Source organism: Dictyobacter formicarum (assembly GCF_016587435.1).
This window is the reverse complement of the sequence record NZ_BNJJ01000041.1, coordinates 22,369-46,669: the sequence shown is the minus strand read 5'-3', so window position 1 is coordinate 46,669 and position 24,301 is coordinate 22,369. Positions and strand designations below refer to the sequence as shown.

Sequence of the window (24,301 nt, the reverse complement as noted above, 5' to 3'; positions counted from 1 at the left end):
AGCGTCATGCCTGCTGACAGCGTGGCGATCATATCAGGAATAGAGAAAATCATCTGCTTTGTGTTGCCGTCTTGCTTGACCTCACCATTGACGCGTAAACGCAAGGCCAGATTATGCGGATCGCTGATCTCATCGGCTGTGACGATCCAGGGTCCCATTGGACATGAGCCATCGAGGCTTTTGCCCTTGAAGAATTGCTTGTGGCGCGACTGCAGGTCGCGGGCAGTGACATCGTTGAGGATAGTGTAGCCAAAGACATATGGCATAGCATCTTCTTCACGAATATTCTTGCCCGTTTTGCCCAGGATGACACCAAGCTCGACTTCCCAATCGATCTTTGACGAGACCGCTGGATCAATGGCGATCTCTCCATAAGGACTGTTCACGGTCGTGGGGGCTTTGGTAAACATAACTGGCTGGGTGGGCGGTTCTCCACCGTGATCGCGCAGGGCGGCCGTTTCTTTCGCGTGTTCTGTGTAGTTCACCGCCAGACACATAATATTTTTCCGAGGGCGAGGAATTGGCGCGGCTAGCACCACATCCTGCAAAGTGTAGCTGGCCTCGCGCAGCTTTCCTTGCTCGGCTGTCTGTATGATTGTCTGCAAGCCTTCCTGGGCCGTTGCATACTGTTCGATAATACCCTGTACTGAATCGGGTACTGAGAGTTGAAGTAGTGCGCTGGCGGCAGGAATATCAAGGACAGTCTCCTGTAAGACCAATCCCGGCCGAATCGTTGCGCCTATCTGGTTGGAAAAGCTGACCAGTTTCAAGTGAGTATCTCTCCTTTAGTAGAATTCGTATCTGTTCATTTATTTTACAATATTCAATATTCGTGCAGGCAAGAAGCATTTTGACAGGCTCAGCTTGGTATGCTTATAATTAATTGTGCTCGTATTGTGCTGTATCGCCTCATTATGATTTTTAATATGTTTACGTGTTAGTGATGTTTGGTTTGTGCGATAGGAATATATATTGTATGAAATGGTTTGCTAAACACCGATGGTGGAAATTAGGTGGACTGGTATTGCTGGCTATGCTGCTTTTGTTGATAGATCGAGCGTGCTACCAGGTAACGGTACCTGTAACGTTAGAGGTGCGTAATCAAACATTAACCGTTGATGTAGATGGCACCAGAATGAAGGTGGGAGCTATCGGCACGCCACGCTTTCTCTGGTTCGCCAATATCAGCCCGGTAATCCATGAATACCAGATAGATGGAACGGACAGCACTAATAATTTCACGCTCAATCAGACCTATTTTGAGCAGCTAGCCAGTTCCCCATACTATCGTTTTCAAGCCTGGATGCGTGATCTCGACGGCACGAGTGCCTGGCGTAATGTACAGATCGCGCAATCCAAACATATCGTGCAGACTATCTCGCAACCCACGTCAGCTACGTCTATCCCTTTGCCCGCCGCTACATCTTTCGACGTGCATTTACAGTTACAGCGGCCGGAGACGCCACGCACAGTGAATGTGATTATGGATGATCACACGAGCATCAGCATTACATTGGATCGCAATGATCGCTATATCCGCATCACACGGACTCCCAAAGATTTCGGGGAGGCTACTGAAGTTGGTCGGGCCTTCTTTCCGCAAGATCCCTGGCCATTTGCCGCCATGGTTATAAGCTTTTTAGCGCGTACCTGTTTATGGGCTCTGGCTATACTGGCGGTAGTGTTGCTGGGAGACGCGCTGAGTGCGGGCCTCTGGCATGGTTCTATCGGACGCTGGCTGGCTGTACGGCGACGCAGGAAGCCTGAATTTGAAGGCGCAGTGCCAGACCTACCCGATCAAGGGCATGGCCCGCTACGCCGTGGCTGGGAGGCTTTAACGGCAGCGATACATCCCAGCGCCCTGCTCTTTCTGGCCGCTTCGTTGGGTTTTGTGCTCTGGATTGCTAAGGTGCAATATCATGGATTGCCGCATATCTATGATGCGAGTGCATATTTTTTTGCCGCTAAAATATATGCCCATGGTCAACTGGCCGCTCCGCTCCCAGCGGTAGCCAATCTTTTTCCAGGCCCCTTTATCCTGCAATTTGGCGGGAAGTGGTTCGCTCAATATCCGCCCGGGACCGCGCTCACATTGATGCCTGGCATGTGGCTTGGCCTGCCCTGGGCTATCGAGCCTATCTGCGGCACTCTGGCCCTGCTCGGCTGCGGACTGGTCCTGGCCCGACTTTATGGTCGGTCGATCGCGACGCTTGCTATCATTCTGGGAACTCTCTCCCCTTTTTATAGCTATCTGGCCGCCAGCTACCTGAGCCATACGATCGCCCTCTTTTATCTGGTCTGGGGCTGGTGGGCCTTGCTCCGTTTCATGCAGGACAAGGGATCGCAATGGTATCTCTATCTGGCCGTCGTTTGTTTTGGACTGGGCGCCCTCACGCGTGACCTGGTCGGTGTTTTATGGATTGCCCTGGTGGTTGGTGGCTGTATCGTCCTGGGATGGGGGCGGATCCGGCGCAACTGGCGCAACTGGCTCAAACCGACGTTGGTGGCCCTGGGGCTGGTGCTCTGCTTTGGGGCGTTTAGCCTGTACTACAATTTCTATCTCACCCACGATGCCCTGGTCTCGCCACGCACCCTGTTTTATGCGCCAGACCGCTGGGGCTTCGGCATGGGCATTGGTTTTTATGGTCAGCATACGCTGGCGGCAGGACTGGTCAATCTGGATGAACTCTTAACCAGCCTGGCGACCGATCTTTACGGCTGGCCCTTCTATCTCACCCTGGCCTTTGTGCCCCTGCCTTTTATCACTGGTCGAGCACGGCTGGTGGATTGGATACTACTGGTATGTCTGATAATCATGAGCTGCGCATGTATGGGTTATTTTTATCACGGCATCTACCTGGGACCGCGCTATCTATTTGAGACGCTGCCCTTTTTATTGGGTCTGACAACACGTGGCATCTTAACGCTCGGCACATTAGGAATGCAAACTGGCGCATTGATATCTTCTTATCTGGATAGGGTTCGGCAGAAGCAACCATCCTCTATCCCTGGACCCTGGAGCTTGACGACGGGCCTTCTGATCGTGTGCCTGTTGGCTTGCAATCTGCTGTATTATCTGCCGCGTCAAACGGTCGTCTATCAAGATTACACGAGCTTGCCACCAAACTATAAAGTGGACCTGAATACTATTTATCATCCAAAGCTGCATCAGGCCATCGTCGTCACGAGCGACTTCCTTTTCTACGAACTTGTCCTGTTTCCCTTGAACGATCCTGATTTACACGGTGACGTTATTTACGCGCTGGCCAGTGATCCCACCCAATATGCTCAATTGCAGGCAGCCTTTCCAGGACGCACAATATACCAGCTCAATATCCGCAACAATGGATCGGTGCGATATGAAACCGTAGACAATCCGTAGGTGCGTCCCTCACGCTTTCTCTTTTGCTGCTTGAAAAGCAGCAAGAACAACGGATTACATTAGAGATTTGCGCATGATCTCAATGGGTGCTGGCTGATTGGTCCATAATGTAAAGGCCTGTGCCCCCTGATGTAGGAGCATTGAGAGTCCATTGGCGGTATTGAATCCCATCAACCGAGCCTGACAGAGCAAGTAGGTTTGAGATGGATTGTAGATCATGTCGTAAATGAAAGTATCAGGATCAAATTGTGCCAACGTCTCTACTGGCAATGGACTGATGTCTTCATGTAGTCCAAGCGATGTGGCATTAATGATGATTGACGAGGCGCGCGGGATCAAGAAAGAAGGGTCGTTTAAGCTAAAAATAGGTCGATCATAGTATCGCAACAGGTCGGCTGCCAGGTGGCGTGCGCGCTCCAGATGGCGATTTAAGATGATCAGTTGCTCAACCCCTGCGTCTACCAGCGCGAAGGCGGCGGCCCGAGCAGCGCCACCGGCCCCCAATAAGATCGCTGTATGGCCACGCAGCGAGATATGCTGGCGATTATTGGACATCTCCATTTCACCCAGGCCATGTTCATGCAACGCATGTAGCAGGCCAAGCGCATCCGTATTGTAGCCATGGAGATAATCATCGCGATGCACGATGGTATTGATAGCTCCGATACGAGCTGCCAGCGGATCAATTTTATCTACCAATGGCAGCACAGCCTCTTTATGCGGAATAGTTACATTGGCTCCCAGGCAGTCTGGCTCGCAGAGCGAACGGATGCGCTCAACGAGCTGTTTGGCGGGCGTATGCCAGAGTTCGTAGCGCGCGGGAATACCAAGCGCATCAAAGGCAGGTTGTTGGAAGCGTGGCGAGAAAGAGTGCGCCACAGGGTCTCCAATTAGCCCGACACGTAATTGCTTTGTTGTTTGCATTAACGTTTGCTTCTCAATAAACATCCCTGCACCATTTTCCTATATTATACCCGTATCAATATGAGAACGTTAGTCGCGCCCGGCGACATGTGCCATAATATTGGCCAATATGGACCTGGATGAGCAGGAAATTGCTCGTGGTTTTTCCTATAGATTATACCAGAAATAGTTTCTTTATAACATATGACCAGCAGCTTTAAGCGCATAGCCTGAGCCAGGATGCTTGTTTTTTTGCGCTTGTGATTGTATCGTGAGTATGTTAGAAATTTTTGTTGTTTTATTATTTTATGTATTTGATTGTTTGTTGGAAATTTGGGGAAGAGATTGGAGATTCAGGGATGCCAGTACAACCTCGACCATCTGCAGCGGTGATGCTGCTTCGAGATACACAGAGCGGTTTAGAAGTCTTTATGGTCAGGCGTTCTGCAAAAAGCGCATTTATGCCCGATGTTTATGTTTTTCCTGGTGGGGTGGTGATGGAGGAGGATCGCAATATTGAAGTTGCGGGACAGTTATGTGTGCCTGATGGGGTGACGGCGTCCGATCCTGAGGGGCGTACGCGCCTGGGCCATGGTTTGCGTGTAGCAGCGTTGCGAGAGTTATTTGAGGAGGCGAATGTGCTGCTGGCCTATACACATGAACAGCGTATGCTGGCCATTGACGAACAGGCGCTGGCTCGCTTCACTACCTATCGTCATTTGTTCCATCAGCAGCAAGGCTCAATGGAAGCATTGTTGCTCAGTGAGCAATTGGTGCTGGCTAGCGAGCAACTGCATTATTTTTCACATTGGATCACTCCAGAGGCTTCTCCCAGGCGTTATGATACCCACTTCTTCCTGGCACAGGCCCCCGGCGAACAGGAAGCGATGTATGATCAAATAGAGACGAGCGATGGTATATGGATTGGACCAGAAGCAGCTCTTGCTCGGTATGAGGCAGGAGCATTTAACCTGGCTTTTCCTACTATCTATCAATTGCGCGAGCTGGCAGTTTTTCCTGCCGTGCGAGCCGCCCTGGCGACGGCTGATCAGCAATACGTGAGGACCCAGCGACCCGTGATGGTTGAAGAAGATGACCAGACACGGATTATTTTGCCAGAGGAGCCTGATAACCTATAATCCTGGTGATAATCCTGGCGATATGGCTCACGTTCATGTGAGAATACTATCTGTATAGTTTAGAGAGCGAGAACGGAAACATTATGCTTGCAACATATACAACTATCCTGGCGCCCAATGCATCGATGATGACCGGAGCAGGAACCAATACTATCGTTGTGGGAAGTGGTGTTGAGGGCGCAACAGTGATCGATCCTGCCGATGATAACCCTGAGCATCTGGAGGCCATTATTCGCGCTGGTGAACCCAGAGGAGACATCCGCCGTATTCTGATTACGCATGGGCATCCCGACCATTTAGGAGGGGCAGAAGCATTGCGTAAAATGTTGGGTATCCATATCTATGCCTTCAGCCGCAAGGGCGTTCCCTGTGCCGATGAAGAGCTACCGGATGGCATGCAGATTCCAGCCGGGGATGATTGCTTACGCGCTATCCATACGCCGGGTCATCGTTTTGATCATCTCTGCTTTCTGCTTGAGAAGCAGCGAATCCTGTTTGCAGGCGATCTGGTGGCGGGCAGCGGTACCGTAGTCATTATCCCTCCTGAGGGCGATGTGTTAGCATATCTGAATTCTCTGCAGCTCCTGCAGCGCATGGAGCTCAAAGAAATTGTACCTGCTCACGGGCCGATCATCACCAATCCACAGGAACTGCTGACCACCTATATTACCCATCGCCTGCAACGCGAACAACAGATTCTCGCTGTCCTGCAGCAGTATCCCGAAGGAATCGAGCCGATGTCGATCGTTAAACAGATCTATCATGATGTTGATGTACAACTGCATCAAATGGCTATGCAATCGGTGAAAGCCCATTTGCTCAAGCTAGAGCAAGAGCATAAGGTCTATGAGACTAATGGCACAACCTGGTATCTGACTCGCTAATCTATTGATTGAGCTTCATTGCTGCATGAGTCAGCGTATCAGCTCATGCAGCAATATACAGCGCGCTAGCGTTTCAAGATGGTACCGAGTGCGGTCAGGCCAGCCAGGCCGAGACAGAACCAGCCAGGACCTTCCAGATGAACGTTGGTCAGATAGATGCCACCACCTATAGAGGCTAGAAACATAAAGAAAAGTGAGACGCGTCCACCACTGGCTGCTGGTAGTGCTACTCCACCACCATTGCCATTCCTGCCTCGCCTACCTCTGGTCTGAGAAGTATTAGCTAACTTGACCTCCATTTGCCCCGAGTCGATGCGCGTAATCAAGTTTTCGACCGAGCGTGGTAAGCTGAGAAGGACCTTGCCATTCTCCAGTAGTTGTGTCAATACCTCCTGCATGGTTTCACGAGCCGAGTTGGCGTCCAGACCCATGAAGGCGCGCGCATAGGGGGTCGCGACTTCAATAAAGTTGAACGTGGGGGCCAGACCTGTCGAGACACCCACCAGGGTGCCAACGGCACGGCCAGTGAATGCGAACTGGGCTGGAATCTGAAATGGCTGGCCGTAAAGCAGATTTATAATATCCTGCGTAATATCATTCATTTCTAGTTCACGCATCTGGCCCAGGGTTACGCCATGATATTGCTCCAGGATCAGCGCGATGGCTTTTTCAATCGCCACTGGATTGGCTCCCTCACCGATGAAGCCCAGCCGCGTCAGGGCCGCAACCATTAAATGGGCATCGCGTGTGATAAAGCCCAGAAAGATATCGCGCAGCGAGCGTTTCATACTTTTGGTGATCGAACCAACCATCCCGAAATCCAGAAACGCCACCACCGGTTCATCAGGCGAAGAGCCTGCTTTCACAAAGATATTGCCTGGATGGGGGTCGGCATGAAAGAAGCCCTCTTCAAAGAACTGATAGAAATAGGCCTGGACGGTGCGTGTAGCCACCTCAAGTCGATTGATTTTGGCCGCTTCCAGTGCCGCATAATCGTTTAATTTGATGCCATCAATCCATTCAATAACAAGCACACGGCGCGTAATATATTCCTCATAAATATTGGGAATATAGATTGTTTGATTAGCTTTGAACATTTCTTTAAAGCGTTTAGCATTCGCCGCCTCGGTCACAAAGTCTATCTCTTCGTAGACTGTACGCCGGAATTCGCGATAGAAGCCCTGTAGATCGATAAAATTTGTATCAACAAATTTTTTAATGATCCAGATCACGATGCGTAAGCTATTTAAATCCATCGCCACTAGCTGATCGATATTTGGGCGCTGGACCTTGACGGCTACCGTTTCACCTGTTTTTGCCAGTACAGCTTTATGAACCTGCCCCAGGGATGCGGCGGCCGTACAGGTGCTCTCAATCTTACTAAAGAGTTCATCCACCGGCTTGTTGTATTCAGCCTCAATGGCCCGAACCACATGTTCAAAAGGCTCGGGGGAACCTCATCCTGTAAAGATGTGAGCACAGCCAGCGCACGCTCTGGCAGCAGATCCGCCCGTGTGCTCATAAACTGCCCTAGCTTGATCATCAGCACACCCAGCTTGATGGCTGTGTGACGAAAAGCTATCAGCACATCAATTAAGACCTCAATATTCGGTTGTACTTCATAATTGCCTCGTTCACGCGCCCGAATCACACGACGCCGTTCACGGTAAATAACCCAGAGGGTCCATAGCAGCAGCCTTATCACGCGTAAGGAGCGTATAAGCTGCGAAAATCTATTGATACGGGATACTTTGCTCTTCATCAAGGCGCCTCTCTAACCCTTTTGACATACTATATCAACCGCCACAGAGGAAAAACCATGGATTTTATGGATCTTTCCGGACCTGATTTTTTGGCTACGTAATTATTACGCTTGAGTCATAGTTTAGGGTAGAGTTGTAGCCTGATATGCATTATACTGGCTGAATGCGATGACTGAGTTTGATTAGCGGGGATAATCATAATATCATGTAGAAGTAATGGTTGCGGTGTGTGATGCCATACGCATTTCGGCACCTCCATACTAGAGTAGGAGTAATATCTTGTTTACCTGTCATCGTGGGGAATCTATTGAACTGGGCAATGGCTATGGCCTGCTCGTGTTTAATGAGCATAGCTCCCTACCATCTCCAAAATCACGTTCATTTGAGTTTCCTGGTGATCAGTTGCATTTTGCCCCTGATCGGCCTGCGGATGTGCAGCATGTGAAGCTGGATATCAGCCTGGATTTTGATCAGGAGACCATCAGCGGTACTGCCTATACAACCTTCTCGGTGCTGTATGAAGAGGTACGAACCATTTCGCTCGATGCTGAAGAACTGCAAATCGAGAAAGTCGCACTAGAGAATGGGACCCGGCTGGAATATTCTACGACCAACCGCAAGTTCCTGGTGATCCTGGACCGGCCATATAAGCATGGTGAACAATTCACCGTTGCGGTAACCTATCATGCAAAGCCACGTATTGGTCTGCACTTCATGAAACCGGAACCCGAGGATCCCACGCGTCCTGTGCATGCCTGGACCTTTGGAGAGCCACGCTACAACAGTCATTGGTTCCCTTGCCACGATAGCATGGATGATCAGGCGACCTCTGAGATTATTGCTACCGTCCCGGCCGAATTTATTACTATTTCCAATGGCAACCTGCTGGAAGTCAAAGACAATGGTGCCACTAAAACGCACCACTGGCGCCACGACGTTCCCCACGGGGCCTATCTGATCTCGCTGGTTGTAGGAGATTTTGCCGTCATTGAAGATTCCTACAACGGCAAGCCGGTTAACTACTATGTGCGCAAAGATCGCGCTGGTGATGCGACCCTGCTGATGGGCAAGACTCCGAAGATGATGCGCTTCTTTAGCGAGTATATTGGCGTCGAGTATCCATATGACAAGTACGCCCAGACGGTGGTGGAGATTTATACCGGTGCCATGGAGCATACCACGACAACCACGCACAGCTTCTCCCTCTTGACGGATGAGCGTGCCGCGTTAGATATGGATATGGTTCCGGTGGTCGCCCATGAACTGGCCCACCAGTGGTTTGGCGACCTGCTGACCTGCCGCGACCTGGCCAATGGCTGGCTCAAAGAAGGTTTTGCCACCTACTTCGAGCAGATGTGGGAGGAGCACGACCTCGGCAATGACGAGTTTAAATACTCGATGTTACGGGAGAAGCTAGGGTATCTGGATGAGGATAGCCACTATCGCCGCCCGATTGTCTACCATGTGTACCATGATCGCGGTTTTGAGCTGTTTGATCGTCACCTGTATAACAAAGGTGCCTGGGTCCTGCATATGCTGCGCCACCGGCTGACCGATCAGGGCTTCCGCCGTGGCATGAAAGCGTATGTAGAAAAGTATCGCGGCAAATCGGTGGTAACTGCTGATCTGCTGCGCACCCTCGAAGAGGTGACGGGACATAGTCTGGAGCGCTTCTTCCAGCAGTGGGTGCATGGCGGTGGTCATCCAGAATTAGAAGTGAACTATAGCTGGGATGCTGAGCGCAAACTGGCGAAGGTCAAGGTCAAGCAGACTCAGAACGTCGATGAATTGACCGCTTGCTTCTATATGCCACTGGATGTCGCTTTTACCGTGCCCGTTTCAGATAAAGAGGCCAGCAAGGAAGAGAGCACACAGACACATACCGTTACAATGCAGGTCCAGCTTGGTGAAGATGGACAGACGGAGCAGAGCTTCTATCTCCCCTTGGAGCGGGAGCCGGTACTGGTGCGCATCGATCCAGATGGCTGGCTGCTGAAGACCCTGAAGTTTGAGCGCTCCAACCGTATGCTGCGCTACCAGCTGGCCCATGATCCAGATGTGCTGGGCCGGGTTGAGGCGGCGCAAGAACTGGCCAAACAAAAGGACGAGAGCAGCCTGGAAGCTCTGGTGTCTGCGCTCAATAATGATCCTTTCTGGGGTGTACGTGCTACGGCTGCTAAGGCCCTGGCAAAGCTGGGCAACGAGCAGGCTCAGACCGCCTTAATCAAGTCACTTGAGAAACTGGACCCCACAAAATCCTCGAAAGTGCGTGCGGCGGTTGTGACCGCTCTGGGTCAGTACCAGGCACCACAGCAGGCAAAACTGGCCCGGCGTTCCGCCGAAGCCTTACGCGCCCTGTTGAGTAGCGGAGATGTCAGCTATCTGGTTGAAGCCAATGCCGCCGAGTCACTGGGTCGTACGCGCACCGAAGGTGTGGTTGATTTCCTGACCAGCCTGTTGGATCGTCCCAGCTGGATGAACTTCGTGCAGCGTGGTATCTTCAAGGGCCTCGGCTTTACTGGTGAGGACCGCGTCGTCGAACTCATGACGGACTATGCTGGCAGCGACCATAACCATCCTACCCTGCGTCGCGCGGCCCTGGCTGGTCTGCAGGTGGTTGGTCAGCAGCGCGCCCTGTACAGCGAGGAGGCGCGTCAGCGCGCCATCACGGCTCTGCTCTATACAGTTGAGCATGATACCTGGGCACCTGACCGCTCGATGGCCTCAATGGCTCTGGCCGAATATGGCGACAAACGTGCCATCGCTGTATTGAAGAACACGGCCGACACCGAACTGGATTCTGGCACCCAGCGCCACTTGCTGGTTGCTGCCCAGACGCTCAGTACCGAAGGTAAAGACGATGCCCAACTCAAGCAGCTGCGTGGTGATCTGGACGAAGTGCGTGAAGAGAACCGCAAACTGCGCGAGCAGCTAGCGGCCATCGAAGCCAGATTGAAATAAGTTTTTTTCTGGCTAACGCTGAACGATGGGAAGTAAGGCGCCCCCGTACGGGCGGGCGCCTTACTTCCCATCGTAATATAATTCAGACACTTTCTTATATATTGGATGTGCAGCATTCGCTCGAATAGCGAATGCTGCACCAATGTATAAAAAGATATTTTGAGCGCTGTAAATGCTGTCGTGGCCGTTAATCAAACATTAAGGTCGCAGATTCGAACATGATCCCCCTTGATTTTGGGGGTTAGGCTGTGCTAATATCCGACTGGGTGGCTAGGATATTAGCTGTACCCAACTCGTTGATATCCATCTAAAAAGGTGGATGAAAGGAATCACTTGTGCCTACCGGAACTATTATTTTACTCGGTGCTTTTGCCGGTCTAACAATTTATCTGGGTTTGCCACTGGCGTTTTTTAAGCGCGCCCCCCAGATGCTGAAAGCTTTCCTCTGTATGGTGGCAACAGGTGTGCTTGTATTTTTACTTTACGATGTGATTGGGAAAGCCAGTGAGCCGATTAATAATCTGATCGACCAGGTGCGCTCTCATAATACTGGTGGTGCCTCGCTGATTCTGGATGTCGTTTTGATGCTGCTTGGCCTGATTATTGGCTTGATGGGATTGGTCTATTTCAACAAGTATGTGATTGGACGTTTGAAATGGGCCAGGAAGCAGGGGGCAACCGGATCTACTCCTGTTCCCACTTCTCAGATTGCCCTGGCCAGTGTTGGGGCTAACGAGCTAGAGGCGACCAGGACGGACAGGGACGATAATAAATCGAATGTAGCGGTAGCGGAGCCTGTCACAAGTGTCGCGGCTCCTGCACCTTCTAGAGACCTGGCTCCCAGGACGCTGGCATTGATTATCGCCATCGGCATCGGTTTCCACAATTTCTCCGAGGGTCTGGCCATTGGCCAATCGGCGGCGGCCGGTGCGCTGCAACTGGCAACGATCCTGATTATTGGCTTTGGCCTGCATAATATGACCGAAGGATTTGGGATCGCTGGACCACTGACAGGACAGCGTGTGTCCTGGAAATTTGTTGCTTTGATCGGCCTGATTGGTGGTGGCCCGACGTTCCTGGGCACTATCTTTGGCATTGCCTTTCATTCCACCGAGGTCTTTATCTTCTGCCTGGCCCTTGCTGCCGGCGCAATCATTTATGTGGTCGCCGAATTACTGGGCGTAGCCAAGAAGGTGCGTGCGCCCGAGATCGTAATGTGGGGTCTGCTGCTCGGCTTTTTCCTGGGCTATCTCACAGACCTGATCGTCACCTACGCAGGCGCTTAAACATATAGTTCTTACGCACACAAAAGAGATCCTCGATCTGTTTGATCAAAGGATCTTTTTTTGTGTTATCGCTCTTGAGTTAGAGACGCTGGTCAAAGATTGCGGGTAAAGTTAGTAGCCAGGATAGAGCCGAGCCAGGTTGGTACTCCTGAGGCTCTGTGTGGCGCCTGAAGATCCGGGCAGCGGTCAGGCCGTCCAGCCTCAGGTGTGCGCCGCGTTTGCGTAGCCAGGAGCCCTCACGTAACCCCACGACAGGCACATCGTTCTCCTCTAAGAATTCCAGAATCCTTTTTTCCCGGGTCTCACCCATGTGTGTTGAGTTGATCGGTGGATCCTGGTAGTGTGGGTTAATCTGAAACGGGATAAGGCCGAAGGACGCGAAAGAGGCGGGCTGCACAATTGGCATATCATTGGTAGTGCGCAGACTCGGACAGGACATGTTGGTGCCCGCGCTGGAACCTATGTAGCGCAGCTCGCCGCGAGTCACCCGTTCCCGAACAACGTTGAGCACATCCAATTGTTGCAGTGTCTTTAACAGGCGAAAGCTATTGCCACCGCCCACAAATAAGACCTCAGCATCGCGCAGAGCCAGGGCTGGCTGATCTACTGTGTGGAGGCCAGTGACAGTAACATCTAGTGGTTTAAACGCGGTCTGGATAGTGGCTGTATAGCTATCATAGGCACTGGTAGCCGCCGCATAGGGCGCAAAATAGATGGTGCGACGCCCATCGAGGAAATCAATTAACGCCTCCCTGGCATGTTCCAGGAATTCCATGTTATGTGTTTTCGAATTGCTGAGCAATAAAAGATTATCTTCCATCATATCCTCTCTCTGGATTTAAAGGACTCTGCGACTATTTTAAATGATCTGTCGATGTTTTGTATTTTTTAGCTCAGCTCTTGACAAAGTGGCGATGGTCATGGCATAATACGTGAGCCATAGGGAAAGCAAGCGCTCAGTAAGTGTGACGTGCCTATGACAATAAATGAGGCGCATTCGTCTAGCGGTTCAGGACATCGCCCTCTCAAGGCGGAGATCACGGGTTCGAATCCCGTATGCGCTACTAAGGCCAGAAGAGATCGTCAAGCGCGATCTCTTTTTTGTTTCAGCGCAGCATCAGCAAGCGCCGGGAAGCAAAAGGACCACTGCTATCATATTGATGCATATAGCAGCGATCCTTTTTTTTGTTTTGCCAGGTGAACTTATGGACGAATGATGTCGCAGATCAATGGCTGTGCCTGGACGGGGTTTTCGCTCCATTGGTAGCAGGCGAGCAGCGAGGCCTGAATATCCTGGGCCTCCTGTTCGTTGCGGGCATGGATCTCGATCAATGGTTCACCGGCCGTCAGGTAGTCACCTACCTTGGCTTGCAGGATCAAGCCGGTGCGATGATCAATAGGATCGCCTTTTTTAAAACGACCTGCACCCAGGCTCATGCTGGCCAGGCCGATTCCTTCCGCATTGATGGCGGCAATGTAGCCGGTGCGCGGTGCCGCAAGCATGACACGGATCGGTGCGGCGGGTAGGAGCTCGGGATGCTCAATCTGTTGCAGATTGCCACCCTGGGCGGCAATGACCTCTGCCAACTTTTTCACGGCTGCCCCCGATTGGATAGCCTGCGTCACCAGTTGATCTGCTTCAGCTTCGTTGGTCGCTTTACCGGTCATCACCAACAGTTCCGCCGCCTCATGGTAGCAGAGCTCGGATACATCGGCGGGCCCCTTCCCATGCAGAATATCAATCGCCTCGGCCAGTTCAATGGCATTGCCAATGGCGCGTCCCAGCGGTTGTTCCATTGACGTGATTGCCGCCACCGTATGTAGGCCTGCTTCCCGGCCAATTTCAACCATGGCCTGCGCCAGCTGGCGAGCCTGCTCAACGGTCTTCATAAAAGCGCCCGAGCCAAATTTAACATCCAGCAGCAGGTGGGAAGCACCAATCGCCAGCTTCTTACTCATGATACTGGAGGCGATCAATGGGATACTTTCGATGATGCCGGTGACATCGCGTAAGGCGTAGAGCTTGCCATCGGCTGGTGCCAGATCATTGGATTGACCGGCCAGCACAATTTGATGCTCATGCAAAATACGCATAAAGTCGTCGCGCGACAATTCCACATGGAAGCCATCAACGGACTCCAGTTTATCGGCGGTGCCGCCGGTATGACCCAGTCCCCGGCCCGTCATCTTGCCAACCGCGACCCCGCAGGCTGCTACCAGCGGAGCAACGGCCAGCGTGACCTTATCGCCCACACCGCCCGTGCTATGCTTATCTATCACCGGTGAGACCTGTGTATTGACGCGCAATTGGGCCCCTGAATTAGCCATTGCCAGCGTCAAATCGCTGGTCTCCCTCGCATCCATTCCGCGCAGGTAAATAGCCATCAGCAGAGCGGCCATTTGGTAATCTGGAATGCTGCCCTGCGTATAGTGTTCAATCAGCCAGGTAATTTCCTCTGAACTGAACGTCCCCCCATCCCTCTTCTTCGCAATAAGTTCAACCGTTTGCATATGTCGTTATTCCAAAATTTCAGCTTGCTGCCATAGCAATCAGTCTGCACATCATCGTGAAAGGATGAGCCGATTGCGCGTGCAGTTATTCAGATACTACGATGCGCACCGCCTCCATTGCATAACCATTATCAGTCTCAATTTGATAGCGCTTCAGGTTCTGGCTGCCCAAACGTACATTGCGATCAAAAATGAGTCGTCCATTGGTAAACTCATAAACAGTGCGCTCTTGATTATACATCCCTTGAATGACGATTGTGTCAAATTTCTTATCATCATTGTCGTTAAAAGCCTTCAGCAAGGTAGCTACCTGTTGCCAGGGAGCGCAGCGTCGATAGAGAATATTTACTACTTTTTTCAATCGGTAATCGGTATTCTCATTTACTACTGTATAATCCAGTGCTCCCTCGACCAGTTGCTTGAGATGAGCCGCCGTATGGGGTGGAAAAGGTGCTGGTGGATCGGGAGCGGGCGGAATGGGTTGCTCAATAGGCCAACCCTCCTGAGCCATCTTGAACGGCTTTGGAGCTGGACGCGCAGGTGTCGCTGGTGGAGCGGACACAGGCTGGGCGGTCCTGGCCATGGTTGGTGGATAGACGGTGGGTCGTGGAGGCTGTGGCGTGACTGTTGGACGCTCTACTGGTGGCGCTGGACGCGACTGGGTTGGCGGCGGATAGACCGGCCGCTGCTGCTGGGGTGGCGTCGCGGGCCTGGGAGGATAAACAGGGCGTTGGATCGGCTGTGAAACGTTTTGTTGCTGCGGTGCGAAATTGCGTCCACAGCGAATACAATATTTAGAGTTATCTTGATTTAATCCACCACAATAAGGACAGCGCATAGATTGCTCTCCAGTCTGTTTTCAGGCGATTTGAAAAATATCGGATTGTGTTCTGTATACATAAGACGTGATTACTGGCATCGATATCCAATCGTGCCCAACTGCTATCATCGTAAAAAAAAGCTTCTTTTTGCTGTAGTATATCACATGGGCTGTATGATTATTTTTCACTATTTAAGGAGGAATGCTGGGGTTGCTTTTTTAATGCATATGGCGCCGCCGTCAGACGGCGGCGCCATATGCATTAAAAAGTGTTGGACGAGCATGCTCATCCAACACTCACAGCTTTAGCCTTGTTTGACGATGGCTTCTACAAGTTGAGCATTGGAGGGAGTTTTTTCGAAGAGTTGGATAACCTGTTCAGATGCGTCACGACGAGGTATATCGGCCATGCGGCGGCGGACAATGGACATGGCGCGTAGCTCTGTGGGTGAGAGTAGACGCTCTTCCTGGCGCGTGCTGGATGTGGTGACATCGATGGCAGGAAAAATGCGCCGGTCGGCCAGTTCGCGAGAGAGGCGTATTTCTAGATTGCCTGTGCCCTTAAATTCTTCGTAGACAACATCATCTAACCGGCTGCCAGTCTCAACCAGACAACTGGCGACAATGGTCAGACTGCCACCTTCTTCCAGGGCACGAGCCGCACCAAAGACGCGGCGACCGATCTCAAGAGCATGGGCATCAATACCACCTGACAGGGTACGGCTACCATAGCTCCCACGTTGATTGCGTGGCGTCTGCCACATATCGGTATTCAGATTATGGGCACGCGCTAAACGCGTCAACGAATCCAGCAAAATAACTACATCGTGTCCCTGTGCCACTTCGCGCCTGGCATCTTGCAACGCTCGCTCAACAATACGGCCATGTCTGGAAGACTGCTGATCAAAGCTAGAAGCATACATGCGAACCTGTGGTCCGCGCACTTCCATACGCCAGTCGGTGACCTCTTCTGGCCGCTCATCGACCAGGCACAGATAGAGGTGAGCCTCTGGGAAATTTTGCATTGTCGCTGCTGCGATCTGGCGCAGAATCGTCGTTTTGCCAGCCTGGGGGGAGCAACAATCAGTGCGCGCTGCCCGAAGCCGAGCGGCACCATAAGATCGATCATGCGTGGCGCTATCGGTTGTTTCCCGGTCTCTAAAGTAATACGACGATTAGGATGGATCGGAGTTAGCTTATCAAATGGAGTATGTGTAGATGCCACTCGTCATGAAGCTCCTATCAACTACTAGGGGATATATTATTCATACTGTACCACACAAGTCAAATCTGTGATGTGTCTACATCGTTTGCCTGTACCTGTCGTTCGTAAGGCTGGCCGGATGTCGGGTGTTTGGCATAAGCAGGTGCATAACTTTGACTAGCGGCATAAATCCCTGCAGGTTGCTGAAGATTTTCATTGGGCTGTAGCAGCAGATCAATAGTAAAGTGTCGTACCTGCTCATAAAAGCTGCGCCGGCTGCCATTATTGTGAATGATGTGTATATTATTTTCGTCAATCCCATAACTCGAGAGCATATTGTAAATCAGGTAAACACTATTGTCCTCCTGGTAATAACTGCGCAGCATCTCTTCTGAGATGAAATGGTCATCCGGATTAGTTGGATGATAGGCGCGCTCATAAACACGACTGACACAGGTATCTAGATCGGCCTCAAAAAAGAGGAAACCGGCATTCTGCAGGAACGCTGGCTGAAATTGTTGCAACGCCTGCATATAGTCTTTACGCGCAAATTCCAGCAACAGCAGGGTGCGTGGATGCGCAGAATATGCCTGTGCTTCATGCTCCAGGGCGTGAAGAGCTGTATCCAGCACAGAAAAATCCAGCACATCAAAGCCGCCGCAGCCGCTAGGTTTAAATTTGCGGTGATGAATATCGGCCTTAAATTGAGCCAGCAAAAAATGATAATCATTTATATGTACAGCAGACCAATGATGCTTCTTAATGAACCACTGAATATAATGGGCTGCCGTAGACTTGCCAGAACCGGGTCGCCCTAATAAAAAAAGATTGATGGCCATAAGTATAATTTCTCCCGTCTGCCCACCCACCTCTTACTCTGACTAAACTATAAATAATTGCAATAGCTATATTCATTTGAATCGCTGTAAGTATAGGAGGGAGGAGGTGCTGGTACTGCTAATATACACACGTAACGCGTAGATGGGATGGGGGGTAACTGTAAATCAGATGAGTAAGAATTATTGGGAAGTATGGAAATATAGTTTAGATAGAAAAACAACGCTGACAAAACTCAGCAGTGATTATCTGGCTTTAGGAGGGGACCAGCGAATAAAATTGCGTTGTTCGTAATCCCAGCTAATAACCACATTTCCTCCTTCAAGCTGCCCTTTAACCAGGGCTACGTCCAGGGCTGAAGTAATAATCGAGCGGACCTCAGGTATGGCATATTCAGGAGCATGTTCATGCAGAATCTCATCCAGTTTGGGATAAGGATAAGAGGTAACGCCAAAGCGCACCGTAATATCTGTCAGTTCAATTAAACTTTCGGGCCGGCTCTGTTGATCCGCGAACACACGCAGAGCATCCAATTTGTAGGGTCCCATGGTGCCGATACGTAGCCGTTCAGCATGTTCGCGTGTCTGATCGAGTGAAGTATTTTTTAATAAGATAAAGAAGCGGTCGGCGTAAATATGATAGAGCTGGCACTCGGGATATTCTTTGAAGAATGTGCGAATTTGCTCCTGAATACGCAAACCTACCTCACGTGTCAGATTGCGCAGCAGGCGTTCGCCATATTTATTGGCCAGGCTCGTATATTTATCGATATCCAGGGCGATAAAGGACACCACTTTATCGGCCAGTTTATCTTTGCTTCCCTTGCTTCGATTGCTCTGAAGCGGCTTCAACAATCCTTCTACACTCTGATTGAAGTCATACTCTGAAGCAAAGCCCTCAAACAGCGTATCGATGACGGCCGGATTTTTAATCATGTTCCCCAGGTGCCGGGTGGCCTGCTGGCGTACCCAATAGGTTTTCAGAAGCTCCTCAACCATGCGACAGATAACGCGCAGCAGACGTTGATCATCTTTCGTAAAAGCATCACGCAAATGGGAGGCCACATGCAGGACACCCAGTGGCAGACCATCTTCGCCCGAGATAGGCATCGCAATAGAAGAGCGCAGGGGCGCGTCCAGATCGCGCAGAATAGCCTGTGAGCCCGAAGCAGGTATATTGGGCTCATAGATAATATGACGACTATACAGGGCTCTGATATACGGATAGCTGGTATGTTTATCCAGGCCAGAGAGGGGTAATCTGGTAGTATAAAGAGCATCTTGATTCTGGGCTCGCAATGTCAGGTGGCTCATGCTGGCTGGCTGCGAGATATCGCGAGGAAGCAAGATCCAGCAGAAGCGCCAGCGTGGCTGACCAGAATGAAGCGTTCCGCCCAGTCGGATCACCATATCGGCCAGGCCATTTAAAATAGTGTCCTCATGGTTCATACTATTGTAGAGATCGGTTGCTGGATCGATACTATCGCGTGTGCCGGATCCCAGGGATGCGCGTACATGTTCCACCTCTGCATAGAGCGGCTCTAACAAACGATGAGTCGTCTTTACCACCTCTTTACTTAAAGTCAGAGGGCTTGTCTCGCGCTGTAAAATGATCAGCGTTTGATCGCGTCCCTGGCTTGTTTGTGGAATACCCACTCGCATTTCCTGTAAATGCTCAACGCGAAAATCAGAGGTATATTGAAACCAGGGACGAGATGTCAGGAGGGTATGAGATGAGCCACTCTGACTCAGCCAGCCCACCAATGACTCTCCGAGCGTCTCCAGATCCTCTACACGCCGAACGGCCTGCACATTGGCCTCAGGAGAAAGGGGCAGAATCAATCCAGCTGTCGTATTGGGAATGTCCTCACAGATCAACTTTAAGACCAGACGCAGTGCCCGGGCGATAAAAAAGCTCCAGAATAAATCATCACGACCCCGGGCGATGTGTTGATTAATCGAAAGCTCATTGACCGCGGGTAGATGGGTGAGTGAGGAGGTCTGGTCGGTAGGATTACTAATTGTGTCTAGCTCTTTCAGCGAGCGAATTGTGCGCCAGAGTTTATCGATATCTGCCGGGATATCGCTGGCTGCGTAGCCAGCATTAATCAATTCACGGATAATTGCCAGCTTATCTAATTCTGCCGGGGTATACAGGCGCCGTCCCTTGGGACCGCCGGGACGCAACGGATTAAGGAAGCCATATTCTTCCCAATCGCGCAGCTTATTTTCAGTAATGCCAAATAGCTCGGCAGCACGACTGATGGTGACTGTTGCTTCATCACGCCCTCGGTGGATATTTTGCAAAATACGTTCCTGGACATCTTCTTTTTGTAAATGTTCCTGTATTGATTGCTTACTTCGCACATCCATCTTCGCCTCGCTGAAAAAGTGGAGAAAAACTCAGGGCTGATGCAACACAAGTTTAATAGTACCACAATTGTATTAGTTTGTATACCTATTTCGAATGAAAAATATGAGGTTTTTTACCAATGGATAGTTAAAAAGTCTAATAGAGTAAGTTTTTCTAACGATAAATGCACGATGATCAGGTAATTTAAAGATATCGTCAGAAAAGTTAAGAAAGATTACCTTTTGTTTCTCAGGGTAAGGAACTTTCTTGCGCGCCATTGACAAAAAACTTCTTCTCAGGTACCATATACGTTAAATATAACAATTTTCTTCTTAATTGTAAACATTCTTCAGAATAGTCTTCTTTCTGTTGTCTCGATGTGATTAACATCTACCTTTTACGGGTAGTGTACACAGGATAGAACGGGGCGTGGAAAGGCGCCTGAACCCTTTTCCCGCCAAGGGTATTTGTAGTGATCAACTGTGGATAGCAGCGAAGTGCCGATGTTGTAGCGCAAGCGTAGGTAGACAATATTTTCGGGAGGTCACTCTCATGACAACAGATGCGACATCTACTCACCAGGACAGCTACTACATGGTGGATGGGCAAATGTGGTATGACCTGTATAACTGGTTGCTGCCACTGGTCGAAATGTGGGTACGGGATTCCCGCGTTTCATCCTGGTATGGCCAACACCGGGAGATCGCGGAAGACATTGCTCACGAAGCCGTCATGCGAACATTTCGTTATCATCAGCGCGCCGATCGTGGTGAGATGCCGCCAATTGGCTCTTTGAAGGCACTAAGCCGGGTGATTGCGCGTAACTATTTTCGGGATTGGCGTAAAAAGGACTGGTGCCTGGTACGTCCTACCTTGAGCGAGAATGATCAGCAGACATTAGATGTTACTGCCGGACCACATGAGATTGTAGATGCTTCCCAGATTGCACTGGATCGCTTGATGTTAGACTCGATCATTGTATCGGTGGCTCGGGTGGTGGCGCGTTTTCCGCGTGGCCAAAAAGTGGCTTTGCTGACTGACCTGGCTAATATGTCTGATTTGGACGGTGAGCCATCGTTGTTAGAGCAGGCCCTGCTGGACGTTGGCCTGCATTTGAGCGAATACAAGCGACCTCGATCCGAGGATCCAACCGTTCGTGGTCGAGATGCCGCCCTGCGCAGCATTGCCTATAAGCGTTTGAAGCAGGAAGTACAGGTATAGAGGAATCTTCCAACGCCCTGCGAGCGAGAGGCAAATTACCTCTCGCTACGCGGGCGTTTCGTTTTTGTTCAGGCATGTGCCAATTGTTTTAATGGATCGGCTGAAGCTGGCCCTTCAAACTCGGTGCGGAAGATGTGGTCCGCAAACTGTTCGACCCTGGTAAGTAGCTGTGAGACGCTGCCCGTATTGCGAAATGTCTCGATTGCTTTATTGATATGATACGTAGATGCTAATTGCGCGCTGACAAAGGGCCAATTATCATAACTATAATAAGTATGCATAATATAGTCTGAAACGAAATGTCCGCTGCTTGTCTGCGGCGCGGCAATCCGCTGATAAATGCGCTCAATACAAGTATTCAGGTCGGCATCGACAAAGAATATATAGGCATCTTTCAGAAAATCAGGACTAAACTGGCGTAAAGCCTGGTCATAATCGTTGCGGGCAAACTCAATCGTAATAATGCCATTATTATCGTGCACTGATAGTCCTTGCACCTGCTGTTCCAGCTGTTGTAAAGCGATATCAAAGACCGAGAGGTCCAGTACATCGAAACCATCATAAGCTGTACGACGAAATTGCTCATGGTGCTTTTCATCGCGCGACATGCAATAAAGAATGCTATAATCATCTATGCTAAGAGCGGAGTAGCCGCGCTGGTTTGCCAGGTTCAAAAGATGATAAATTGCTGTTGTTTTGCCACTACCAGGACGCCCTAAAACGAATACCTTTGCTAACATCAATCACACTCCTCCATCTTCCATCTGCGCTTTGGTATGTATCTATTTTTTTTGTTGTTCCTCCCCTGGTTGATGCGGCATATAGGTCTGGGTGACTGGGTCCCAGGCATAGATAATATTGCCTCCGGTGTCCGTTCCTAACTTGAGCGCAAAATCTAACGAATGGTAAAGAGTTGCACGCACATCGGTCACCGACCGCATATGGCGAGGGGTTAAAAAATCCGCGAGTTTTTCATAGGGATACCAGGTAACTCCGAGGTGGACCGATATATCTGGTAGGGTTAATGTGCCACCTGGCAGTTCTGATTGTTTGACTGCGATGCTTCCTTCTAAAGCTTTACGCAGGCGTTCCGCATTGCTTTTGGTGCGCTCCAATGTAAAGCCACGCAGAAGGAGGCAGTAGATGCTGCCATAAATATGATAGAGCGTGCAGTTGAAGTGATTGGAGAAAAGTGCTGGCAAGAGATCGTGGATGCGTAAACCAATGGCTTTATTTAGATTATGCAGGGTCTGATCTCCATAACTATTAGCAATCGATTCTTGTACATTGCTATCAATATCTATGGCGATAAAAGAGATCTCTTTTACCGGCCCGTCGATTTCGGTCGGGGTCATAAGATCTTGTCCCCGTTTCACCTGTTCTTTAATAGTGGTCAGGATTTCCGCCAGATCACGGAGGAAATCGCTCTCGGAAGCAAAATCTTTGAAAAGAGGATCCACAGTAGCTGGATCTTCCAGGATATCGGTCAGCGAGTCCGCGACCTGCTGTCGAACCTTATAGGTATATAAAAGTTCTTCAGTAATTTTAGCTATAATACGCAGAATGCGCTGATCTTCTTCATTGAAGGCATCCTGCTCATAAGAGGTGACGTATAGCACGCCCATGGGTTGTCCGCTTTCGCCACCGATAGGAACCGCGATATTAGACTGAATAGGACCCTCTAGATCGCGCTGGAGGGTGAGAATATCTTCGCGGGCCAACTCTGGCCGATAGATGATATGGCTACTTTGATACGCACGGATGCTCAGGCTGGTCACATGACGTTCAGGAGACACCGACGTAACGCCAACGGCGTGACGCGCCTGCTGGCTTTTGGCCCGTACCACCAGGCTACGCTGCTGTAGAGGCAGGCTTTGCGTATTGGGCAAGAGAATACAACAGTCCTGCCAGCGATTCTGACCATCTGACGTTTTGCCGCCCAGGCGAATCGTCGTATTGGTCAGGCTGGTCAGGATAGCATCTGTTAGCTTGGGAGTAAAATCCATGGCTGGCGTAATGACGTCCTGCCGACCATCACCCATATAATGCTCCCATTGCTGTTGATCCTCATAGAGAGGTTCCAGCAGGCGCAGCACTGTCCGAATGGCTTTCTCTTGCTGTCGCACATGCTGTCTCTCATCGCGTTGCACCACAATCAAGGTGCGATACGCGATCGATCCGGGTAATTTCATGCGCAAGTCGGGGGGGCATAATGGCAGTACGATATAATCGCTGGGATATTCAAAAACCGGAGTGGCGGTCAGAAAAGTAAAAAATGAGCCTGTCTGGCCCAGCCAGCCGACCAGTGATGATCCGACCATCTTGATGCTGGCGGGGTCGCGTAAAATTTCATCGGCATGATAATCCCTGGCGGGCAGCACAAGGCCAGCATAAAAGCCCGGGATATTTTCGTAGACCAACAGCAAGGCCAGCCAGAGCACCCGCGAAGCATAGAAGCGCCAGGCCATAAGATCGCGATAAGCTATAGTCACACGTTTATTGATATTGTCATCTGGTGATGGCGTAACCGCGGGCATAGATCGATCATCCGCCTCTTGCTCGAACAGGCGTGATGGCATGGCAGACGCTGGCGAGGCTAATGCTGACCAGATCTCATTGATATTTGGAGGAATTGCCCCTGGAGTCAGGTGTGCCTCATCGAGTAACTCGCGAATGATCGCAAGTTTATCTAGCTCGGCAAATGAATATTGACGTTGGCCCGTAATTTGCCGTGACTCGGTGTCTTCTCTAGGGCGTATCGGTTTAATCAACCCCATCTTCTCCCAATCGCGTAGCTGGCTTTCGCTAAAGCCGAAGAGACGCGATGCCCGTCCTATTGTCACTGTGACCTCGTTGCGCCCTCTCTGGATGTTGTGGTGAACACGTCGTTGTGCGGCTTCATCTTTGAGATGTTTGGCAATCCGCTGTAGGTTGCGCTCATCCATCACCATATTCCCTTAAAAAAATACAGTGGGAAATTTCCCACGTATTTCGAATTCCTGCCTATCATAACACACGCTCGAATAGCTTGTACACCT

At 50.5% G+C, this 24,301-nt stretch carries 16 protein-coding genes, 1 tRNA gene and 1 pseudogene; 7 read left to right on the top strand and 11 right to left on the bottom strand.

The genetic code is table 11. The features are described 5' to 3' along the window. Nucleotides 1-770: fumarylacetoacetate hydrolase family protein (locus tag JMI88_RS37530; RefSeq protein WP_201367215.1), on the bottom strand; the 770-nt coding region annotated here is incomplete at its 3' end. 206 nt (nucleotides 771-976) lie between these two features. Between JMI88_RS37530 and JMI88_RS37525 the strand changes: the two genes are divergently transcribed. Then, nucleotides 977-3,382, top strand: coding sequence for an ArnT family glycosyltransferase (locus JMI88_RS37525; RefSeq protein WP_201367214.1), 2,406 nt, complete (start codon nucleotides 977-979; stop codon nucleotides 3,380-3,382). Between the two features lie 54 nt (nucleotides 3,383-3,436). Here JMI88_RS37525 and aroE read toward each other — a convergent pair whose 3' ends face one another. Next, nucleotides 3,437-4,306, bottom strand: coding sequence for a shikimate dehydrogenase (gene aroE / locus JMI88_RS37520; RefSeq protein WP_201367213.1), 870 nt, complete (start codon nucleotides 4,304-4,306; stop codon nucleotides 3,437-3,439). Nucleotides 4,307-4,644: 338 nt separating this feature from the next. On the opposite strand from aroE, the gene JMI88_RS37515 reads away from it, so the two are divergent. Continuing rightward, nucleotides 4,645-5,424, top strand: a complete 780-nt coding sequence (locus tag JMI88_RS37515) for an NUDIX hydrolase (protein ID WP_201367212.1) — start codon at nucleotides 4,645-4,647, stop codon at nucleotides 5,422-5,424. A gap of 83 nt (nucleotides 5,425-5,507) precedes the next feature. Continuing rightward, a complete protein-coding gene (locus JMI88_RS37510) occupies nucleotides 5,508-6,308 on the top strand; it encodes an MBL fold metallo-hydrolase (protein ID WP_201367211.1) in 801 nt (266 codons plus the stop codon). A 65-nt stretch (nucleotides 6,309-6,373) separates the two neighbouring features. Here the strand turns inward: JMI88_RS37510 and JMI88_RS37505 are convergent, their stop codons facing one another. Next, nucleotides 6,374-7,741 (bottom strand): ABC1 kinase family protein, encoded by a 1,368-nt coding sequence (locus tag JMI88_RS37505; RefSeq protein ID WP_201367210.1) that lies wholly within the window; start codon nucleotides 7,739-7,741, stop codon nucleotides 6,374-6,376. A gap of 609 nt (nucleotides 7,742-8,350) precedes the next feature. Between JMI88_RS37505 and JMI88_RS37500 the strand changes: the two genes are divergently transcribed. Both JMI88_RS37500 and JMI88_RS37495 read left to right on the top strand, forming a co-directional pair. Beyond that, the gene (locus JMI88_RS37500) at nucleotides 8,351-11,032 is read left to right on the top strand and encodes a M1 family aminopeptidase (RefSeq protein ID WP_201367209.1); all 2,682 of its coding nucleotides are present in this window, start codon (nucleotides 8,351-8,353) and stop codon (nucleotides 11,030-11,032) included. Nucleotides 11,033-11,367: 335 nt separating this feature from the next. Continuing rightward, nucleotides 11,368-12,318: a ZIP family metal transporter gene (locus tag JMI88_RS37495; RefSeq protein ID WP_201367208.1), complete on the top strand. Its 951-nt coding sequence runs from the start codon at nucleotides 11,368-11,370 to the stop codon at nucleotides 12,316-12,318. 79 nt (nucleotides 12,319-12,397) lie between these two features. Here the strand turns inward: JMI88_RS37495 and pepE are convergent, their stop codons facing one another. Further along, the gene (gene pepE, locus JMI88_RS37490; RefSeq protein WP_236023236.1) at nucleotides 12,398-13,141 is read right to left on the bottom strand and encodes a dipeptidase PepE; all 744 of its coding nucleotides are present in this window, start codon (nucleotides 13,139-13,141) and stop codon (nucleotides 12,398-12,400) included. Between the two features lie 167 nt (nucleotides 13,142-13,308). Between pepE and JMI88_RS37485 the strand changes: the two genes are divergently transcribed. Continuing rightward, a tRNA-Glu gene (locus JMI88_RS37485) sits at nucleotides 13,309-13,382 on the top strand. Between the two features lie 139 nt (nucleotides 13,383-13,521). On the opposite strand, the gene JMI88_RS37480 is transcribed toward JMI88_RS37485, so the two are convergent. The 5 genes and pseudogenes from JMI88_RS37480 to JMI88_RS37460 all read right to left on the bottom strand — a co-directional run bounded on the left by JMI88_RS37480 (nucleotide 13,522) and on the right by JMI88_RS37460 (nucleotide 20,056). Beyond that, nucleotides 13,522-14,829, bottom strand: a complete 1,308-nt coding sequence (locus JMI88_RS37480; RefSeq protein WP_201367207.1) for a thymidine phosphorylase — start codon at nucleotides 14,827-14,829, stop codon at nucleotides 13,522-13,524. A gap of 85 nt (nucleotides 14,830-14,914) precedes the next feature. Next, on the bottom strand, nucleotides 14,915-15,667 hold the full coding sequence (locus JMI88_RS37475) for a hypothetical protein (RefSeq protein WP_201367206.1): 753 nt from the start codon (nucleotides 15,665-15,667) through the stop codon (nucleotides 14,915-14,917). A gap of 287 nt (nucleotides 15,668-15,954) precedes the next feature. After that, nucleotides 15,955-16,710, bottom strand: a pseudogene (locus tag JMI88_RS37470) (transcription termination factor Rho); the annotation flags it as partial. A 223-nt stretch (nucleotides 16,711-16,933) separates the two neighbouring features. Continuing rightward, complete coding sequence (locus JMI88_RS37465) at nucleotides 16,934-17,692, bottom strand: ATP-binding protein (protein ID WP_201367205.1); 759 nt, start codon at nucleotides 17,690-17,692, stop codon at nucleotides 16,934-16,936. Nucleotides 17,693-17,935: 243 nt separating this feature from the next. After that, nucleotides 17,936-20,056 (bottom strand): MerR family transcriptional regulator, encoded by a 2,121-nt coding sequence (locus tag JMI88_RS37460; RefSeq protein WP_201367204.1) that lies wholly within the window; start codon nucleotides 20,054-20,056, stop codon nucleotides 17,936-17,938. A 538-nt stretch (nucleotides 20,057-20,594) separates the two neighbouring features. Here JMI88_RS37460 and JMI88_RS37455 point away from each other — a divergent pair. Continuing rightward, nucleotides 20,595-21,263 carry an RNA polymerase sigma factor gene (locus tag JMI88_RS37455; RefSeq protein WP_201367203.1) on the top strand — a complete coding sequence of 223 codons (669 nt, stop codon included), beginning with the start codon at nucleotides 20,595-20,597 and terminating at the stop codon, nucleotides 21,261-21,263. Between the two features lie 68 nt (nucleotides 21,264-21,331). On the opposite strand, the gene JMI88_RS37450 is transcribed toward JMI88_RS37455, so the two are convergent. Then, the gene (locus JMI88_RS37450; protein WP_201367202.1) at nucleotides 21,332-22,003 is read right to left on the bottom strand and encodes a DEAD/DEAH box helicase family protein; all 672 of its coding nucleotides are present in this window, start codon (nucleotides 22,001-22,003) and stop codon (nucleotides 21,332-21,334) included. A 42-nt stretch (nucleotides 22,004-22,045) separates the two neighbouring features. Then, nucleotides 22,046-24,208, bottom strand: a complete 2,163-nt coding sequence (locus tag JMI88_RS37445; RefSeq protein WP_201367201.1) for a MerR family transcriptional regulator — start codon at nucleotides 24,206-24,208, stop codon at nucleotides 22,046-22,048. Between the last annotated feature and the right edge of the window lie 93 nt (nucleotides 24,209-24,301).

Bases quoted from the DNA above. Each gene is read 5' to 3' on its own strand.
- JMI88_RS37525 (WP_201367214.1), top strand. From the start codon at position 977: ATGAAATGGTTTGCTAAACACCGATGGTGGAAATTAGGTGGACTGGTA.
- aroE (WP_201367213.1), bottom strand. From the start codon at position 4,306: ATGCAAACAACAAAGCAATTACGTGTCGGGCTAATTGGAGACCCTGTG.
- JMI88_RS37515 (WP_201367212.1), top strand. From the start codon at position 4,645: ATGCCAGTACAACCTCGACCATCTGCAGCGGTGATGCTGCTTCGAGAT.
- JMI88_RS37510 (WP_201367211.1), top strand. From the start codon at position 5,508: ATGCTTGCAACATATACAACTATCCTGGCGCCCAATGCATCGATGATG.
- pepE (WP_236023236.1), bottom strand. From the start codon at position 13,141: ATGATGGAAGATAATCTTTTATTGCTCAGCAATTCGAAAACACATAAC.
- JMI88_RS37480 (WP_201367207.1), bottom strand. From the start codon at position 14,829: ATGCAAACGGTTGAACTTATTGCGAAGAAGAGGGATGGGGGGACGTTC.
- JMI88_RS37475 (WP_201367206.1), bottom strand. From the start codon at position 15,667: ATGCGCTGTCCTTATTGTGGTGGATTAAATCAAGATAACTCTAAATAT.
- JMI88_RS37465 (WP_201367205.1), bottom strand. From the start codon at position 17,692: ATGGCCATCAATCTTTTTTTATTAGGGCGACCCGGTTCTGGCAAGTCT.
- JMI88_RS37455 (WP_201367203.1), top strand. From the start codon at position 20,595: ATGACAACAGATGCGACATCTACTCACCAGGACAGCTACTACATGGTG.
- JMI88_RS37450 (WP_201367202.1), bottom strand. From the start codon at position 22,003: ATGTTAGCAAAGGTATTCGTTTTAGGGCGTCCTGGTAGTGGCAAAACA.
- JMI88_RS37445 (WP_201367201.1), bottom strand. From the start codon at position 24,208: ATGGATGAGCGCAACCTACAGCGGATTGCCAAACATCTCAAAGATGAA.